The following is a 17,353-nucleotide window of genomic DNA, read 5'->3' as shown; positions in this document are numbered from 1 at the left end:
GGGTGAACCCCTTGGCTGGTGAGTGCTAGAAGCTATTCAAACGAGAGTCCTATGTTCAAGAAAGTCCTGATCGCCAACCGCGGTGAAATCGCCCTGCGCATCATCCGAGCGCTGCAGGAGCTGGGCATTGCCAGCCTGGCGGTGTACGCCGCCGATGATGCACAGGCCCCGCATGTGCAGGCCGCAGACGAGGCGCAGGCACTGGGCGCCAGCGGCCCGGCAGCCTATCTCGATGGCGCGCATCTGCTGCGTATCGCGCAGCAGCACGGTTGCGACGCGCTGCACCCGGGCTATGGCTTTCTGAGCGAGAACGCGGACTTTGCGCGCGCCTGCGCGGCAGCCGGGCTGCGCTTTATCGGCCCGACGCCCGAGCAGCTGGCGCTGCTTGGCGACAAGGCCAGGGCCCGTGCGCTGGCGCAGCAATGCGGCGTGCCCCTGATGCCCGGCAGCACCGAGGCCGTGACGCTGGAGCAGGCCCAGCAGTTCTTTGCGCGCCAGCAGGCCGACGGGGCCAGCGGCATCATGATCAAGGCGATTGGCGGCGGCGGCGGGCGCGGCATGCGGGCGGTCACCGAGGAGGGCGATGTGGCGGCCGCCTACCAGCGCTGCCGCAGCGAGGCGCAGGCAGCCTTCGGCGTGGACGGGGTCTATGTCGAGCGGCTGATGAGCGGCGCGCGCCATATCGAGATTCAGTTGCTGGGTGACGGCAGCGAATGGCCCATGGCGCTGGGCGAGCGCGAATGCACGCTGCAGCGGCGCTTTCAGAAGCTGGTGGAGATTGCGCCCAGCCCCAGCCTGACACAGCCGCTGCGCGAGCGCATCACCGAGGATGCGCTGCGCATGGCGGCCAGGCTGCGCTACGAAAGCCTGGGCACGTTCGAGTTTTTGGTCGATCTGCAGTCCGAGTCCATGCCCTATGTGTTCATCGAGGCCAACCCGCGCCTGCAGGTGGAGCACACGATTACCGAAGAGGTCTTCGGCGTCGACCTGGTGCAGGCCCAGATCCGCATTGCGGCGGGCGAGCATTTCGCCGATCTGGGCCTGAACGTGAATGCCCCGCCCCGGCCGCGCGGCTATGCCATGCAGTGGCGCATCAATGCCGAAACCCTGGATGCCCAGGGCCACTCCCGCCCCGGCAGCGGCCGCATTGGCGAGCTGCAGTGGCCGCAAGGGCCGGGCATACGCCTGGACAGCCACGCGCAGCAGGGTGCCAGCCCGTCGCCGCACTACGACACGCTGCTGGCAAAGCTTGTCGTGCACAGCAACGCGCCGCATTTCGAGGATGTGCTGCGCCGCTCCCGGCGCGCGCTGGCCGACTGCCGCATCGCGGGCCTGGCCACCAATCTGCCGCTGCTGCAGGCCCTGGCCCTGCGGCCCGAGATGCTGGATCAGACGGTGCACACGCGCTGGCTCGAAGAGGTCCTGCCGCAGTTGGTGGATGCTGCAGTAAAGATAGCATCAATCGCAAGTCATTCAAAGAATTCATATACTTTTGATGCTGAAATCAATGTGCATCAAGCGCAGCAAGCTCCTGAAAATGCTGTGCTGGCCCCCATGCCAGCCAGGGTCGTGCAATGGTCCGTGGCCGTGGGCGAGACGGTGGCCAAGGGCGCCGAGCTGGGCGTTCTCGAAGCCATGAAGATGCAGCATGTGCTGCTGGCCCAGGCCGCAGGCCATGTCCTGCAACTGCTGGCAGAGCCCGGCAGCTATGTGGCGCAGGACCAGGCCTTGCTGGTGCTCGCGCCCGCACAGGGCGAGGCGGCGCATGCCGAGGTGCAGGCGCAGTTGCAGGACCCGGACCATATCCGGGACGATCTGCAGCGCGTCAGGGATCGCCATGGCTTCACGCTCGATGCGGCGCGGCCAGGCGCCATGGCCAGACGCCATGCCCAGGGCAGCCGCAGCGCGCGCGAGAATATCGCCGATCTCTGCGATGCAGGCAGCTTCATCGAATACGGGGCGCTGGCGATTGCCGCGCAGACACGCAGGCGCAGCATCGACGATCTGGTGGCCAACACGCCGGCCGACGGCATGGTCACGGGCATGGGCTCCATCAATGCCGCGCAGTTCGGCGCAGAGCGCTCGCGCGCCGTGGTCATGTCCTATGACGCCACGGTGCTGGCCGGCACCCAGGGGGCGCGAAATCACGCCAAGACCGACCGCATGCTGGGCATCGCGCTGCAGCAGAAGCTGCCCGTGGTGCTGTTTGCCGAAGGCGGTGGCGGCCGGCCCGGCGATACCGATACGCCCGTGGTCGCGGGCCTGCATGTGCATACCTTCGCGGCCTATGCGGCGCTATCGGGTCAGGTGCCCGTGGTGGGCATCACCCATGGCCGCTGCTTTGCGGGCAATGCCGCGTTGCTGGGTTGCAGCGATGTGATCATCGCCACGCGCAGCAGCAATATCGGCATGGGCGGACCGGCCATGATCGAGGGCGGCGGGCTGGGCGTCTTCATGCCCGAGGAAGTCGGCCCCGCCAGCGTGCAGCATGCGAATGGCGTGATCGACATCCTGGTCGACGACGAGGCCCAGGCCGTGGCTGCGGCCAGGCACTATCTGTCCTTCTTCCAGGGGCGCATCGACCAATGGTCCGAGCCCGATCAGCGCCTGCTGCGCCAGGTCGTGCCCGAGAACCGTCTGCGCGCCTACGACACCCGCGCCGCCATGGCCGGGCTGGTGGACGAGGGCAGTCTGCTGATGCTGAGAGTCGGCTTCGGCGCCGGCATCCACACGGCGCTGGCGCGCATCGAGGGCCGGCCCGTGGGGCTGATGGCCAACAACCCGGGCCATCTGGGCGGCGCCATCGATGCCGACGCGGCCGACAAGGCGGCGCGCTTCATGCAGCTGTGCAATGCCCACGGCATCGCCATCGTCAGCCTGGTCGACACGCCCGGCTTCATGGTGGGGCCGGAGATCGAGAAAACCGCCCAGGTGCGCCATGTCAGCCGGCTGTTCGTCATGGCGGCCAAGCTGCGCGTCCCATACTTCAGCGTGGTGCTGCGCAAGGGCTATGGCCTGGGCGCCATGGGCATGACGGCGGGCAGCTTTCATGCGCCCATCTTCAATGTGGCCTGGCCCACGGGCGAGTTCGGCGCCATGGGCCTGGAGGGCGCGGTGCGGCTGGGCTTTCGCAAGGAGCTCGAAGCCCTGCCCGAGGGGGCTGAGCGCGAGGCGCTGTTTCAGAAGCTGCTGGCCCAGCAATACGCGCATGGCGAGGCCATGCACATGGCGGCCACGCTGGAAGTCGATGCCGTCATCGACCCTGCGGAGACCCGCGCCTGGCTGGTGCGCGGCCTGGCCGGTGCGCGCCTGCGCGAGGGCGAAGGCCGCTTCGTGGACACATGGTAAACGCGGATGGAGATTTCGCATCTGCAGCGTTTTATCGGTCGGAATCTTCGACGTACAAAGCGCTTGCAGCTCATGTTTTTGATATGAGCTGCATACGTAAAACCATATTCCGGCTCATGCTAAGCTGATTGTCCTGCACCAGCGCCCCGGCGGCCCAACGGCTGCTGCTGGGTGTTTTTGACTGCCCAGTATTTGCGATTGGAGATATCCCATGCCCGGACTTTTGCCCGACGTCGATCCCGATGGCCTGCTTGAATTCTCGGTGGTCTACACCGATAGAGCGCTCAACCACATGTCCAAGAAGTTCGTGGGTGTGATGCAGGACATCCTGGGCATGCTCAAGGATGTCTATCACGCCCACACGGCCGTGCTGATTCCCGGCAGCGGCACCTTCGGCATGGAAGCCGTGGCGCGCCAGTTCGCCAACCGTGAGCGGGTGCTGATCGTGCGCAACGGCTGGTTCAGCTACCGCTGGACGCAGATCTTCGATGCCGATGCGGGCCTGGGCGGCGGCTCCGTGGTCTGCAAGGCGCGCAAGCAGGGCGAGGGCAGCCAGGACCCCTGGGCCCCATGCCCGGCAGCCGATGTGGCCGAGACCATTCGCGTGGAGCGCCCCAAGGTGGTGTTTGCCCCGCATGTGGAGACGGCCAGCGGCATCATGCTGCCCGACGAATACCTGCGCACCGTCGCCGACGCTGCGCACGAGGTCGGCGCGCTGTTCGTGCTGGACTGCGTGGCCTCCGGCGCCATGTGGGTCGATATGGAGAAAACCGGCGTGGACGTGCTGATCTCGGCACCGCAAAAGGGCTGGAGCAGCTCGCCTTGCTGCGCCATGGTCATGCTCTCGGCGCGCGCCCGCGAGGCCATAGAGCACACGCAAAGCTCCAGCTTCTCCTGCGACCTGAAGAAGTGGATGCAGATTGCCGAGGGCTATGAAAAAGGCCAGCACGCCTATCACACCACCATGCCCACGGATGCGCTGCTGCGCCTGCGCGACGTGATGCTGGAGACGCGCGAGTACGGCTTTGCCAAGGTGCGCGAAGAGCAGATGGAGCTGGGTCGCAAGGTGCGCGAGCTGCTGCAGTCGCGCGGCTTTCCCAGCGTGGCCGCCGAGGGCTACAAGGCTCCCGGCGTGGTCGTGAGCTACACCACGGACGCGGAAATCCAGAGCGGCCGCGCCTTTCTCAAGGTCGGCCTGCAGACCGCCTCGGGCGTGCCGCTGCAATGCGATGAAGGCCCGGACTTCAAGACCTTCCGCATCGGCCTGTTCGGCCTGGACAAATGGCATGACTCGGATCGCTCCGTGGCGCATCTGTCCAAGGCGCTGGACGATATCGGCATTGCCCGGACCTGAGCCAAGGTGGCCGGCAGTATTGCTGCCGTGACATCTTTTCGACCCGACTTCGTACTAAAGTCGGGTTTTGTTCATTCAGCGCATCCGATATGAAAAAAGCAATCTCCGTGATCGGTCTTGTATGGGCCATGGGTGCTGGCGCAGTGGTTCATGCTGCGCCGGTCACCACCGCCAGCGGGCTGATCTATGAAAGCCAGGTTGAAGGCACCGGGCCCAGTCCCAAGGCGACGGATACCGTCAAGGTGCATTACCGAGGCTACTTCCCCGATACCGGCAAGGAGTTCGACAGCTCCTATGCCCGCAAGCAGCCCATCGAGTTCCCGCTCGATGGCGTGATCCCCTGCTGGACCGAGGGCGTGCAGAAGATGAAGGTCGGCGGCAAGGCCAAGTTCACCTGCCCGCCAGCCATTGCCTACGGCTCGCGCGGCGCGGGCCGTGCCGTGCCGCCCAATGCCACGCTGAACTTCGATGTGGAGCTGCTGGGCATCCAGGGTCGCTGATCAAGGCCTGTCGATCTCAAGCCGCCTGGCCAGGCGCTGCAGATTGGCACGATCGAGCTGCAGCTCGCGCGCTGCGGCGGCCCAGCTACCCTGGTGGCGGGCCAGGCTGGCGCTGACCAGCTGGCGTTCATAGGCGCTGACGGCGGCGCGCAGGCCGCCCTCGGGGGCAGCCGCCGCGGTGGCCGGCTCCAGGGACGCTGCCGCCTGTTCGGCGGCAGGCGCCTCGCTCCGCTCCCAGAGATCGGCCAGCCCCAGCGTCACGATGCGCAGCCTGGCGCCGGGGCGGCTGGCGCTGCCGTCATGGCGGCTCAGGGCCCTGAGCACGGCACGGCTGATGCAGTGCTCGAGCTCGCGCACATTTCCGCTCCAGCTGCGATTGAGCAAGGCCGCCTGTGCGGCAGCATCCAGGCGCAGGCCGCCGAGCCTGAGTCTGGAGCGGTTCTCCTCCAGGAAATAACCCGCCAGCTGCAGCACGTCGCTGTCGCGCTCGCGCAGCGGCGGCGCATTGAGCGGATAGACATTGAGGCGGTGATAGAAGTCCGCGCGCATGCGCCCGGCGCGGACTTCCGCAGCCAGGTCGCGGTTGGTGGCGGCGATCACGCGCACATCCACATGGTGCTCCCGGTCCGAGCCCAGGCGCTGCAGCTGGCCGCTTTGCAGCACGCGCAGCAGCTTGGCCTGCACGGGCAGCGAGAGCTCGCCGACCTCGTCGAGAAACAGCGTGCCCTGATGCGCCTGCTCGAACTTGCCGCTGCGCTCGCTCAGCGCTCCCGTGAAGGCCCCGCGCACATGGCCGAACAGCTCGCTCTCGACCAGGTTGTCGGGCAGGGCCGCGCAGTTGATGCTGACCATGGGCTTGCCGGCACGGCCCGACTGCGCATGCACGGCCTGCGCCACCAGTTCCTTGCCGGTGCCGGTCTCGCCGGTGATGAGCACGCAAAGATCGCTGGCGGCGACCAGGGCAATGTCTTTTTGCAGCTGACGCATGACGGGGCTTGCGCCCTGCAGTGCGCGCTCCTGCGGCGCGGCCGCTGTGGCAGCGCCGGTGGCGCCGCGCGCGAGCTGGGACAGTTGGTGCACGCGCTCGGCCGTGGCCACGGTGGCCGCAGCCAGATTGCTGAAGGCCTGCAGCATGGCCAGCGCCGCAGGGTCGGCAAACCGGCCCGGCTCCAGTGCATCCAGCGTCAGCAGACCCCAGGGCAGGCCGCCCAGTTGCAGCACGCAGCCCATGCAGTCATGCACATGCAGCTCGCTGATGGCCTGGCCCTTGTGCGCCACCAGCCCGTCATAGGGGTCGGGCAGGGGACTGTCGGGCTCGAAGCGCATGGCCTGGCCGGCCGCCAGCAACTGGGCAAAGCGTGGATGCTCGCCCAGGCGAAAGCGCCGGCCCAGCGTGTCCGGCATCAGGCCGTCGATCGCCATGGGGCGCAGCCATTCGCCTTCGAGCTTGAGCAAGGCCACGGCATCGGCGGGCAGCAGGTTGCGCAGTGCGGCCAGCAGACGGCGCAGACGTTCGCGCTCGGACAGGTCCTGGGCCAGATCGGCGATCAGCGGGCTGACGGCGTTGAGAATGTGGGATGTTGTCATAACGACATCGTTATGTGTCAAAAAGACATCAATTGAGCAATGTCATATTGACTCATATTTTTGCAAGCCATTGTTTTGCAATGGTCTTGATGCTGGCATGCCGTTTGCATTTATCCGTTCAAGCCTTGCAGCTGGCAAGGCAGCAACCAGGAGATTTGCATGCTTACCGAACGTCAACGCGAGATCGTCAAGGCCACCGTGCCGCTGCTGGAAACCGGCGGCGAGGCGCTGATCACGCATTTCTACCAGACCATGCTGGGCGAATACCCCGAGGTGCGCCCGCTGTTCAACCAGGCGCACCAGCAAAGCGGTGCCCAGCCACGCGCTCTAGCCCACAGCGTGCTGATGTATGCCAAGAACATCGACCGCCTGGAGAACCTGGGCAATCTGCCTGCCCAGATCATCAACAAGCATGTGGCGCTGCAGGTGCAGGCCGAGCATTACCCCATCGTCGGCGCCTGCCTGCTGCGCGCCATTCGCGAGGTGCTGGGCGCCGAGATCGCCACGGACGAGGTGATCGCCGCCTGGGCTGCGGCCTATCAGCAGCTGGCCGATATCCTGATCGTTGCCGAGCGCAGCGCCTACGATCAGACGGCTGCCGCCGAAGGCGGCTGGCGCGGTGCGCGCGCCTTCAAGGTGGTGCAAAAGCAGGCCGAATCGGCCGAGATCACCTCGTTCTATCTGGAGCCTGCGGACGGCGGCGCGGTGATCGCCCATCAGCCCGGCCAGTACATCGGCCTGCGCGTGGTGGTCGACGGCCTGGAGCAGCGCCGCAACTATTCGCTGTCGGCGCCTGCCAACGGCAAGAGCTATCGCATCAGCGTCAAGCGCGAGGCCGGCGGCAAGGTCTCCAACCATCTGCACGACCATTTGCAAGTGGGCGATACGCTGGAGCTGTTCCCGCCCGCCGGCCACTTCACCTTGCAGGCCGGCGCCAGGCCCCTGGTGCTGATCAGCGGCGGTGTGGGCATCACCCCCACGCTGCCCATGCTGCAGGCCGCACTGCCCACGGGGCGCGAGATCACCTTCATCCACTGCGCGCGCGATCGCGGCGTGCATGCCTTTCGCGAGAAGATCGATGCGCTGGCCAGCCGCCATGAGCAGCTCACGCGCCGCTATTGCTACGACCAGGCGGACGCGGGCGATGAGGTGGATGCCCAGGGCCTGCTGAGCACCGACCGACTGGCCCAGTGGCTGCCCGCATCGCGCGATGCCGATGTCTACTTCCTGGGCCCGCGCGGCTTCATGCGCAGCGTCAAGCAGTCGCTGCGCGAGCTGGGCGTGCCCGATGCCCAGGTGCATTACGAGTTCTTCGGCCCGGCCGAAGCTCTGGCTTGACGTTATCGCACCCCCTGAGCGGTTTTGCCTAGGCGGCCCCACCGCTTCCCCCTCTCTCTACGCGCTGCGCGCTAGGGGAGGGGGACGACACCGTCACTGCGGGGCGGCCCTTGCTCGGTGTCCCTCGTTTTGGGCGCGCCGGTTTTGAGCGCTGTGATCTGCAAACCAATGGATGCTCATAAAAAAAGAGCTGCTAGCGCATGTTATTACTAGGTTTCAGTGCTTGAAGCATTTGAAATCCATGTAAATAAAGCGCAAGCAGCTCTCTTTATTGAGGCGGCGATTGGGCTCATTGCTCTTTGAACTGGGCGAACGCCCAGTGAGAGACATCGAGCAAGGGCCTGGTGGGCGGCACCGCCCAGGCGCGCAAAGCGCCTCAGGCGGTCAACGGTAGTACGCTTCGACCGTGCCCTTGAGCTTGATCAGCAGGGGCTTGCCCTTGCGGTCCAGGGTCTTGCCGGCGGGCACCTTGACCCAGCCTTCGCTCACGCAGTATTCCTCGACGTCAAAGCGGTCCTTGCCGTTGAAGCGGATGCCGATATCGTGCTCGAACACGGCGGCCACATGGTGGGGGCTGCGAGGGTCGACGGACAGGTGGTCGGGCAGTTCGGGGCGGGTGGCTTCGGTCATGATTTCTCGAGAGTCAGGCAATACAAGAGCGCTATTTTCGGTGCAATTGCAAAAGCCTGCCGTCTGTCGCTGCAATGGTGCAGCGCAGGCCAAGCGCTGCCATCGGGGCCCCAGGCATAGGCGAGCCGGCCCGACTCGCCTATCCTTGCGCCATGCTCACCGAAGAACAACGCCTGTCCCTGCAGCGCGCCAAGCGGCTGCCGCTGATTTTGCTGCTGCTGGTGACGGCCGGCTTCATCGCCACGGCGCTGGCGGGCTCGCGCTGGGGACTGCAGGGCCAGGCCGTGCCGCTGTGGCTGGTGTGTCTGCGGGCCATCTGCGAGGCCGCCATGGTGGGAGCGCTGGCCGACTGGTTTGCGGTCTCTGCGCTGTTTCGCCATATTCCGCTGCCGCTGGTGGGGCGGCACACGGCCATCATCCCGCGCAACAAGGACCGCATAGGGCGCAACCTGGCCGCTTTCGTGCGCGACAAGTTTCTCGATGCGCCTTCGCTGGTGGCGCTGATCGAGCGCAACAACCCGGCCCAGGCGCTGGCCGACTGGCTGACGGCTGCCGCCAACAGCCAGCTGCTGGGCAGGCAGGTGGCGCGGCTGGCACTGGCCGCGCTGGAGATGGTGCAGGACAAGCAGGTCGAGAAGTTTCTGACCCAGTCGCTCAAGGCCGTGATGCAGCATGTGGATCTGTCGCGCGCAGCCGCTTCGCTGCTGTCGGGGCTGACGGCGGGCGGGCGTCACCAGGAGGTGCTCGACGATGTGCTGGCGCGCATCAGCCGCGTGCTGCGCCAGGAGCAGACCCATGTGATGATCGCGCAGACCATCGTCGTCTGGCTCAAGCGCGAGCACCCGATCAAGGAAAAAATGCTGCCCACGGACTGGCTCAGCGACAAGGGCGCCAGCGTGATTGCCGGCGCTCTCGACAGCCTGCTGCAGGACGTGGCCCAGAACCCCGGCCACCGTCTGCGCGAGGCCTTCGACAGCTCCATACAGCGCCTGATCGACGGCCTGCAGCACGACCCGGCCTACGCCGAGCGTGTGGAAAAGCTGCGCAACTATCTGCTGCATGACGAGAAGTTGGCCGTCTATCTGCGCGAGCTATGGGCCGGCTGGCGCGCCCGGCTGGAGCGTGATCTGGCCGACGAAAACTCGGCCATGGCGCGGCGCGCCGCCGTGATGGGGCGCTGGCTGGGGCAGGCGCTGGCGCATGACGAGGCGCTGCGCAGCTCCATGAACGAGCGCCTCAAGCGCTGGGCGACGACGCTGGCGCCCGATGTCTCGCAGTTCATCGCCAGACATATTGCCGACACGGTGCAGCGCTGGGATGCCGAGCAGCTGGCCACGCTGATCGAGGCGCATATCGGCAAGGATCTGCAGTACATACGCATCAACGGCACGCTGGTGGGCGGGGCCATCGGTTTGCTGCTGTTTCTCATCTCGCATGCTGCGGCCCTGTGGCGCAGCCTGCTGGCCTGGTTGGGCTAAAGCCTGTTCACGACCAGGCCGCGCATGCCGCTGCTGGGCGATGCTGGTTTGAGGTCTTGCCAAAGTACTTAACAGTAAAAATTCTTTGGAAGGCCTGTTGGTTACGTTTATAATGAGAATTATTCGCAACAAGAAGACCTTGCTGCAATCTTTGACTCAGCCAGGCATGCCCATTGAATGGCCGCATGCCGCCATGCCCCGCTGCATGGTGTAGCCAGGGGCGATCTCATGCGCAGATCGTGATTGCCTTCTTCATCACTCCAACAGCGCGAATGCTTCGCTGACCGGCACCTGCTGTCCGTGGCTCTGGCCATGGGGCGCAGCCTTGCCTGGTCGATGTGCCTCTTTTTCCAAACTCATCATGCCAATTCATGCAGCCGCTGCTGCAGGCTTCGCCACGGCCTGCGTTTCTTCGTCTTCCCGTTCTTTGTCCACCGCCCGCCGGTCGCTGCGCCCCATGCTGGGCATGGCGCTGGCGGCCGCCGGCCTGTTGACTCACGGGCTGACGGCGGCGCAGGAGAAATCTCTGGAGACCGTGGTGGTGACGGCCTCGGGCTTCGAGCAGGAGATCAAGGATGCGCCGGCATCGATTTCGGTCATCACGCGCGAAGAACTCGAAAAAGGCAGCTACAACAATCTGCATGATGCGCTGCGCGACGTGCCGGGCGTGAACCTGGTGCCTTCGGACAACAATTCCAACGACATCAGCCTGCGCGGCATGGGCGTGAACTACACGCTGATCCTGGTGGACGGCAAGCGCACCAACACGCGCGAAACCCAGGCCAACGGCTCCACGGGAACCGACCAGAGCTGGGTGCCGCCCCTGGAGGCGATAGAGCGCATCGAGGTGGTGCGCGGCCCCATGTCCTCGCTCTACGGCTCGGACGCCATGGGCGGCGTGATCAACATCATCACGCGCAAGGTGGCCAAACAGTGGATGGGCTCCATCCGCACCGAGGCCACGCTGCAGGAGCGCTCGTCCTCGGGCAATATCTACCAGAGCAATTTCTATCTGTCCGGCCCCATACAGACCGATCTGCTGGGCCTGAGCATCTACGGCAACTACAACAAGCGCGGCGAGGACAACATCCTCAACGGCTACAACGACCACGACAACCGCGCGCTCAACGTCAAGCTGGCGCTGACGCCCAACAAGGATCACGACATCATTGCCGAGCTGGGCACAGGCAAGCAGCACTACACCTCGACACCGGGCAAGACGCTGGTGGCCACGGCTGCGCTCAGCGACCGCCAATTCGAGCGCGACAACTTCTCGCTGCAGCACAAGGGCCGCTGGGGCTGGGCGTCCTCTGACACCTATTTGCAGCAGGAGAAGACGCGCAATCTGTCGCGCGACATGACCATCAAGAACACGGTGTTCAACAGCAGCTGGGTGACGCCGCTGGGGGCCAGCCATCTGCTGACCACGGGCGTGGGCTACAACGAGCAGGACCTGAAGGACACCACCACCAACACCTTGCCCAATGCCAGCCGCACCAGCATCAACCGCAGCCAGTGGGCCGTGTTTGCCGAGGACGAATGGCGTCTGCACAAGGACTTCGCACTGACCGGCGGCCTGCGCTACGACCATGACAGCCAGGCCGGCGGCCAGGTCAGCCCGCGTCTGTATGGCGTGTGGAATCCGGCGGCGCAGTGGACGGTCAAGGGCGGAGTCTCCACGGGCTTTCGCGCCCCGTCGCTGCGCCAGACCGTGGGTGACTGGGGCCAGAGCAGCCGTGGCGGCAATATCTACGGCAACCCCGACCTGAAGCCAGAGACTTCGCTGACCAAGGAAATCGGCGTGCTCTACGACAGCGGCGCGGGCACCACGGCAGGACTGACAGTGTTCGACAACGAGTTCGAGGACAAGATCACCCGCGTGGCCTGCCCCAGCTGCGGCCCGCTCAACAGCTCGGGCCGCGTGCCCACCACGAATATCAATGTGGACAACGCCATCACGCGTGGCCTGGAGGCTTCGCTGGGCGCGCAGCTGAGCAGGGCGCTGCGCCTGAAGAGCAACTACACCTTCACCAAGTCCGAGCAAAAGAGCGGCGGGTTTGCCGGCCTGCCGCTGAATCAGCTGCCGCGCCATCTGTTCAATGTCTCGCTGGACTGGAGTCCGACGGCCCAGCTCAACGGCTGGCTCAAGGCGTCCTACCGCGGCAAGGAAAGCGCGCCCACGGGCGGGGCCTCCTCGGGCAGCTTCACCCAGAAGAGCTACACCATGCTGGACCTGGGCGGCTCCTACAAGCTCAACAAGACCGTCACGCTGTACGCGGGCATCTACAACCTGCTGGACAAGCAGGTCATCTATGACGGCGTCAATTACGACACCGTGCTCGACGGCCGCCGCTACTGGCTGGGCATGAACGTCCAGTTCTGATCCTGTCCATCGCAGCCCGTTGCCGCAATGCGCGGCAACGGGCTGCCGCTCCTTCTTCTGTTTCCGCTTTTCAAGGTACTTCATGCAAGCACTGAACAGCCGTCGCGCCACCACCGTGGCCCTGCTGATGATGGCCGGCGCCGCCTGGGCGCAAACGCCGCAGGCCCTGTCGTCTGCGGCCCAGCCCGCCCGCATCCAGGTCGAGCATGCCCGGGGCGTGAGCGAGCTGCCCCTGGCTCCCCGGCGCGTGGTGGTGTACGACCTGGCTTCGCTGGACACCATGCAGGCGCTCAAGCTGCCGGTGACGGGAGTGCCCAAGGTTCATTTCCCCGCCTATCTGGCCGGCTACGCCGCTGCCCGCTACCAGGTGGCGGGCTCGCTGTTCGAGCCCGACTACGAGGCGCTGAGCCGCATCCGGCCTGATCTGATCGTGGTGGCCGGCCGCTCGGCCGGCAAGTACGAAGCGCTGAGCCGGATCGCGCCCACGCTGGATCTGAGCACCTCGGGCAAGGACTTGCTCGGCGATATGCAGCGCAATGTGACCGCACTGGCCAGCCTCTGGGGCAAGCAGGTTGAGGGCGCGCAGCTCATGCAGCAGGTGCGCAGCGATGTGCAGGCCACCCGCGCTGCCGCAGCCAGGGCCGCACCGGGCCTGCTGGTGCTGGCCGTCAACAAGAACATGAGCGCCCAGACGCCGGGCTCGCGCTTCGGTCTGCTGCATGACGTGCTGGGCGTCAAGCCCGCCTTGCCCGCCGATCCGGCGCAGGCGCGCGGCATTGCGCTGAAGATGGAAGATATCGCCAGGATCGATCCAGAATGGCTGTTCGTGATCGACCGCAATGCGGGCACGGGCAGCACCAGGGACAAGGACGGCCAGCCGCTCCTGCCGTCCCGGCTGCTGTTCGACAACGACATCATCCGGAGCACGCGAGCGGGCCGCAAGCAGCAGCTGGTGTTCGTCGATCCGCAGCTCTGGTATTTGCTGGGCAGCAGCGGCCCCCAGGCCATGCGGGCCAATGCGCAGCAGATCCGCGCCGCACTCGAGCGCTAGTCTCCGTGGGAGATCGTAAATTTAATAGCTTACTTCGTCAATGAATAAAGGGTTTCAATGCATAAATACATTGAAACCCTTTGTTTTCATGCGATGAATGCTATCAAAAAATATCAGGCATCGGGCGCGGAAGGTTCGGGCGGCAGCAACTGCTTGCCGATCAGCTGCCAGGCCTTGGCGGCATCGGCCTGGCCGGCAAACAGATGGCAACTGGCGGCCGTCATGGCGATACGGCCGTTCTCGGGCTCCAGGTCAAAGGCCAGCTCGCATTGCGCAGCAGCGTTGGCCCACATGACCAGCGCGTTCCTGTCCTCTTCCTTTTGCAAGGCGTGGGCCTCGGCCATCCAGGCCTGTGCCAGACGAAAGGCGGCTTCGGGCTCGCTCATATCGGCCTTGTGCGCCAGATAGAACTCCTTGCCGGCGGCCTGCCAGAACGCGCGGGCCTGCTCGAAGTCCTGGGTGGCAATCTTCTGGGCCTGCTGCACCAGCGCGTTGCCGGCCTGCAGATGGGTCTGATAGGTGGATGCGTCTTGATCTTGGGACATGGCTCATATTGTCCTCATTGCCTGGCCTTGAGGAGCGCGACTGCGCGCATCTCCCCTGGACGGCCCCGGGACATTGCCGCCGCCTGCCAGCGACTTGTCGCTAGTAGCGGAAGTCCAGCTGATGCGGGCCCTTGCCGATCTCTGCCGACCGGGTCTGGCTGCGGCCTTCCCGGGTGGTGGCGGTGATCTTGTAGCTGCCGGCGGGCAGCTGGATCAGGCAGACCGGGCCGTTGGCCGTGAAGCGGCTGCTGTCCTTGGCGGAGCTGACCTCGACCGCCACATTGGCCAGGTAGGCACCTTCCTTTTGCGCAAACAGCAGCGACAGCGGGTAGTCCTTCATCGCGGCGCGCATGAGCGTGGATTCGTCCTCGCCTATGCCGCCGCAGCTGTAGCGCAGGGCGCCAGCCTGCTGCATATCGGGCATCCGGCCCTGAGCCGGAGCGGGCAGGCCAAGAGCTGCATGGGCGGCCAAGGCCAGGCAGGCCGCATGTCTCAAGCAATGCATGGTGTTTCCTTTCGGCGATGCACGGGCGGCCATCTTGCGGCCCGGACGCGCCGCTGCGTGTCATCCCCGCGCGCTGCTGCTTGTGGGCATCCCCGGCATTGACGCCCGGTTGCCTCCGGAAACAGGTGGCTGGGCTGATGGATCCTGGTCCCCAGGCAGGCTCAGCCCGATGCTGGTGACGGTTTGCTCGGAGTGCGCAAACGCCTGTCCGCCATGCATGCGTGCAATGGCGGCCACGATGGACAGGCCCAGGCCGTGGTTGCGATCGGCCTGGCTGCGGGCAGCGTCCGAGCGGTAGAAGCGGTCAAACAGCCTGGGCAGGTGCTCGGGCGCAATGGCCTGGCCCCGGTTCTGCACCGCCAGCGTGACCTGGCCGGCCTGCGGCGTGCTGATCTGTATCTCTATGCAGCTGCCCGGCGTGGCATAGCGGGTGGCATTGCCCAGCAGATTGGACAGTGCCCGGCGCAGCAATCGCGCATCGACCTGGGCCTGTGCATCGCCCTGCACCCGCACCTGCAGACCGGCCTCCTGCAGTGCGGCTTCGTGGTAGTCCACCACTTCGTCCGCGAGGCTGGCCAGGCTGGCCACCTGAATGCGGTGCGCGCTCTCGCCGCGATCGGCGTGAGAGAGAAAAAGCATGTCCGCCACGATGCCGGCCATGCGCTGCAGATCTTCGAGGTTGGACGCCAGAATGTCGCGCAGCTCCTCGGCGTCGCGCGGCTTGCGTAATGCCAGCTCGCAGCTGCTGATCAGCGTGGTCAGCGGGGTGTTGAGTTCATGGGCCACATCGGCGTTGAAGGCCTCCATCTGCCGGTAGGCCACGGCCAGTCGCTCCAGCAGCGCGTTGAACTGGGCAATCAGCGGGCGCAGCTCCTGGGGCTGGTTGCTGTCGTCAAGTCTGGTCTGCCAGTCGCGGCTCAGATCCTTGGCGCCCAGTTGCCGGGTCTGCTCCACCAGCGAATGCAGCGGCGCCAGCCCGCGCCGCACCAGCCAGGCGCTGGTGAGGGACACCAGCAGCGAGCTGCTCACGGCGGCCAGAGCCAGAATCCAGGCCAACTGGCGCAGCAGGGCGTCGTCGGGGCGGCGGTCCAGCATCAGCAGTACCTGCACGACCTGCTGCTCCTGCTGATCCACATGGGCTGGCAGCACGACGCTGAAGCTGCGCCGGGCGCTGTGAACATCGTCGAGGGGCTGGTGCAGTTTCTCGAACAGTAGCGTGCCGTCGGCATAGCTGACACGGATCGACATATCCTCGTGGCCCGTGAGAAAGTCGGACAGCATGTGCTGCATGCTGGACGCGGAGCGATTGGCACGCGCCTGTTGCAGAAGATGGGTGACGGTGACCTGCTTTTGCTCCAGGCTTTCCTGCTGGCGCTGTGCCAGGGCCAGCCAGCTACCCCAGTACACGGCCACGCAGACCAGGCCCAACCCCAGCATGGTCTGCAGGGCCAGCGCACGCGACAGGCGTTTGCCCAGATGGGGAATGGATGAGTTCATGGATTTTCCTTGGGTCCAGGTTCTGCCACATAGCGCTGCTATGCTGCCTCGGCCTTGTATTCAGGAGATATTTTTGTGAGCTTGAGCAATTCAAAAATGGCGGACTACCGCTTTCTGGCAGAAATGTATGACGATGCGTATTACCCCAGCGCACTGGTGAAAAAAGGGGCAGACATTCTGGTGGAGCTGTGCCAGCAGATTGAGGCGCAAAAGCCTGACGGTCTGGGGCAGCTTTATGCGCTGACCTTGGTGGCGACGGAGCGCTTCAATGACTTGCAGCAAGAATTTGATGAGCAGGGCAGCGAGATTGAAACAGTGGCCCGCGGTTGCATTGGCACCGATTTCCTGGCTATTGCCCATGCCTACGGCTTTGATGATGCCGACGGGGAAACGCTGATCAGCGAGCGCGACTGGTAAGCGCTGTTTCGCCTTCTCACTGCTGCGCGCGCAGCTCCAGCACATAGCCCATGCCGCGCACCGTGTGCAGCAGGGGCAGCTCGAACGGCGCGTCGAGCTTGAGGCGCAGGCGGCGCACAGCGACCTCGACGACATTGGTTTCGCTGTCGAAGTTCATGTCCCAGACCTGGGAGGCCAGCTCGGTGCGCGACAGCACTTCGCCCTGGCGCCGCAGCAGCAGACTCAGCAGATTGAATTCCTTGGCCGTCAGGTCCAGCCGCTGGCCCGCACGCGTGGCGCGGCGACGCAGCAGATCCAGCTCCAGATCGGCCATGCGCAGCACCGTGGCTTCGGGCGTGGCCTGAGCCTGCAGGCCGCGGCGCAGCAGTGCATGAATGCGGGCCACCAGCTCTGAAAACGCAAAAGGCTTGACCAGATAGTCATCGGCGCCGGCCTGCAAACCTTTGACGCGGTCTTCCACCTGGGCGCGGGCCGTGAGCATGAGCACTGGCGTCTGGCGGGACTGGCGCAGAGCCGCCAGCACGGCCAGGCCGTCTATGCCGGGCAGCATGCCGTCCAGAATGATGAGATCGCAGGGTTGCTCGGTGGCCAGATGCAGGCCGTCAATGCCGCTGTGCGCGGTATCGACCACAAAGCCTTCCTCGCCCAGGCCTTTTTGCAGGTACTCGGCAAGTTTGGTTTCGTCCTCGATGACTAGAAGCTTCATGCGCAGATTGTCGA

14 protein-coding genes are annotated in these 17,353 nt (G+C 65.3%); 8 read left to right on the top strand and 6 right to left on the bottom strand.

Features of this window, described 5'->3' with window-relative positions; translation table 11 throughout:
* Positions 1–51 precede the first annotated feature (51 nt).
* The 3 genes from AC1RTQ_RS03710 to AC1RTQ_RS03700 all read left to right on the top strand — a co-directional run bounded on the left by AC1RTQ_RS03710 (position 52) and on the right by AC1RTQ_RS03700 (position 5,202).
* Entirely contained in the window at positions 52–3,348 is a 3,297-nt protein-coding gene (locus tag AC1RTQ_RS03710) for an acetyl-CoA carboxylase family protein (protein ID WP_492874361.1), read from the top strand.
* Between the two features lie 211 nt (positions 3,349–3,559).
* Entirely contained in the window at positions 3,560–4,702 is a 1,143-nt protein-coding gene (locus AC1RTQ_RS03705) for an aminotransferase class V-fold PLP-dependent enzyme (RefSeq protein WP_492874359.1), read from the top strand.
* Positions 4,703–4,791: 89 nt separating this feature from the next.
* Positions 4,792–5,202, top strand: a complete 411-nt coding sequence (locus AC1RTQ_RS03700; protein WP_492874357.1) for an FKBP-type peptidyl-prolyl cis-trans isomerase — start codon at positions 4,792–4,794, stop codon at positions 5,200–5,202.
* Here AC1RTQ_RS03700 and norR read toward each other — a convergent pair whose 3' ends face one another.
* On the bottom strand, positions 5,203–6,789 hold the full coding sequence (gene norR, locus AC1RTQ_RS03695; RefSeq protein ID WP_492874355.1) for a nitric oxide reductase transcriptional regulator NorR: 1,587 nt from the start codon (positions 6,787–6,789) through the stop codon (positions 5,203–5,205).
* 159 nt (positions 6,790–6,948) lie between these two features.
* Here norR and hmpA point away from each other — a divergent pair, with 159 nt between their 5' ends.
* Positions 6,949–8,127 carry an NO-inducible flavohemoprotein gene (gene hmpA / locus AC1RTQ_RS03690; protein ID WP_492874353.1) on the top strand — a complete coding sequence of 393 codons (1,179 nt, stop codon included), beginning with the start codon at positions 6,949–6,951 and terminating at the stop codon, positions 8,125–8,127.
* 384 nt (positions 8,128–8,511) lie between these two features.
* Here the strand turns inward: hmpA and AC1RTQ_RS03685 are convergent, their stop codons facing one another.
* Positions 8,512–8,757, bottom strand: a complete 246-nt coding sequence (locus tag AC1RTQ_RS03685; protein ID WP_003050615.1) for a DUF3297 family protein — start codon at positions 8,755–8,757, stop codon at positions 8,512–8,514.
* Positions 8,758–8,909: 152 nt separating this feature from the next.
* Here AC1RTQ_RS03685 and AC1RTQ_RS03680 point away from each other — a divergent pair, with 152 nt between their 5' ends.
* The 3 genes from AC1RTQ_RS03680 (at position 8,910) to AC1RTQ_RS03670 (ending at position 13,669) form a co-directional block, all read left to right on the top strand.
* Positions 8,910–10,235 carry a DUF445 domain-containing protein gene (locus AC1RTQ_RS03680; RefSeq protein ID WP_492874351.1) on the top strand — a complete coding sequence of 442 codons (1,326 nt, stop codon included), beginning with the start codon at positions 8,910–8,912 and terminating at the stop codon, positions 10,233–10,235.
* 361 nt (positions 10,236–10,596) lie between these two features.
* A complete protein-coding gene (locus tag AC1RTQ_RS03675; protein WP_492874349.1) occupies positions 10,597–12,618 on the top strand; it encodes a ligand-gated channel protein in 2,022 nt (673 codons plus the stop codon).
* Between the two features lie 82 nt (positions 12,619–12,700).
* Positions 12,701–13,669 carry a siderophore ABC transporter substrate-binding protein gene (locus AC1RTQ_RS03670; protein ID WP_492874347.1) on the top strand — a complete coding sequence of 323 codons (969 nt, stop codon included), beginning with the start codon at positions 12,701–12,703 and terminating at the stop codon, positions 13,667–13,669.
* Between the two features lie 113 nt (positions 13,670–13,782).
* Here the strand turns inward: AC1RTQ_RS03670 and AC1RTQ_RS03665 are convergent, their stop codons facing one another.
* The 3 genes from AC1RTQ_RS03665 to AC1RTQ_RS03655 all read right to left on the bottom strand — a co-directional run bounded on the left by AC1RTQ_RS03665 (position 13,783) and on the right by AC1RTQ_RS03655 (position 16,216).
* Complete coding sequence (locus AC1RTQ_RS03665; RefSeq protein ID WP_492874345.1) at positions 13,783–14,214, bottom strand: hypothetical protein; 432 nt, start codon at positions 14,212–14,214, stop codon at positions 13,783–13,785.
* Between the two features lie 100 nt (positions 14,215–14,314).
* Positions 14,315–14,719 carry a hypothetical protein gene (locus AC1RTQ_RS03660; RefSeq protein WP_492874343.1) on the bottom strand — a complete coding sequence of 135 codons (405 nt, stop codon included), beginning with the start codon at positions 14,717–14,719 and terminating at the stop codon, positions 14,315–14,317.
* A gap of 60 nt (positions 14,720–14,779) precedes the next feature.
* Positions 14,780–16,216, bottom strand: coding sequence for a heavy metal sensor histidine kinase (locus tag AC1RTQ_RS03655; protein WP_492874341.1), 1,437 nt, complete (start codon positions 16,214–16,216; stop codon positions 14,780–14,782).
* Between the two features lie 75 nt (positions 16,217–16,291).
* On the opposite strand from AC1RTQ_RS03655, the gene AC1RTQ_RS03650 reads away from it, so the two are divergent.
* A complete protein-coding gene (locus tag AC1RTQ_RS03650; protein ID WP_492874339.1) occupies positions 16,292–16,633 on the top strand; it encodes a DUF5713 family protein in 342 nt (113 codons plus the stop codon).
* Positions 16,634–16,649: 16 nt separating this feature from the next.
* Here AC1RTQ_RS03650 and AC1RTQ_RS03645 read toward each other — a convergent pair whose 3' ends face one another.
* Entirely contained in the window at positions 16,650–17,339 is a 690-nt protein-coding gene (locus AC1RTQ_RS03645; RefSeq protein ID WP_492874337.1) for a heavy metal response regulator transcription factor, read from the bottom strand.
* Positions 17,340–17,353 lie beyond the last annotated feature (14 nt).

The sequence above is a fragment of the Comamonas sp. GW821-FHT11H03 genome (genome assembly GCF_058807955.1).
Note: the sequence above shows the minus strand (reverse complement) of the source record. Positions and strands in the feature narration are given on the sequence as shown.

Coding starts and splice junctions, on each gene's coding strand:
- norR (WP_492874355.1), bottom strand. CDS start 6,789: ATGACAACATCCCACATTCTCAACGCCGTCAGCCCGCTGATCGCCGAT.
- AC1RTQ_RS03660 (WP_492874343.1), bottom strand. CDS start 14,719: ATGCATTGCTTGAGACATGCGGCCTGCCTGGCCTTGGCCGCCCATGCA.
- AC1RTQ_RS03685 (WP_003050615.1), bottom strand. CDS start 8,757: ATGACCGAAGCCACCCGCCCCGAACTGCCCGACCACCTGTCCGTCGAC.
- AC1RTQ_RS03705 (WP_492874359.1), top strand. CDS start 3,560: ATGCCCGGACTTTTGCCCGACGTCGATCCCGATGGCCTGCTTGAATTC.
- AC1RTQ_RS03710 (WP_492874361.1), top strand. CDS start 52: ATGTTCAAGAAAGTCCTGATCGCCAACCGCGGTGAAATCGCCCTGCGC.
- AC1RTQ_RS03670 (WP_492874347.1), top strand. CDS start 12,701: ATGCAAGCACTGAACAGCCGTCGCGCCACCACCGTGGCCCTGCTGATG.
- AC1RTQ_RS03655 (WP_492874341.1), bottom strand. CDS start 16,216: ATGAACTCATCCATTCCCCATCTGGGCAAACGCCTGTCGCGTGCGCTG.
- AC1RTQ_RS03645 (WP_492874337.1), bottom strand. CDS start 17,339: ATGAAGCTTCTAGTCATCGAGGACGAAACCAAACTTGCCGAGTACCTG.
- AC1RTQ_RS03675 (WP_492874349.1), top strand. CDS start 10,597: ATGCCAATTCATGCAGCCGCTGCTGCAGGCTTCGCCACGGCCTGCGTT.
- hmpA (WP_492874353.1), top strand. CDS start 6,949: ATGCTTACCGAACGTCAACGCGAGATCGTCAAGGCCACCGTGCCGCTG.
- AC1RTQ_RS03700 (WP_492874357.1), top strand. CDS start 4,792: ATGAAAAAAGCAATCTCCGTGATCGGTCTTGTATGGGCCATGGGTGCT.
- AC1RTQ_RS03665 (WP_492874345.1), bottom strand. CDS start 14,214: ATGTCCCAAGATCAAGACGCATCCACCTATCAGACCCATCTGCAGGCC.
- AC1RTQ_RS03680 (WP_492874351.1), top strand. CDS start 8,910: ATGCTCACCGAAGAACAACGCCTGTCCCTGCAGCGCGCCAAGCGGCTG.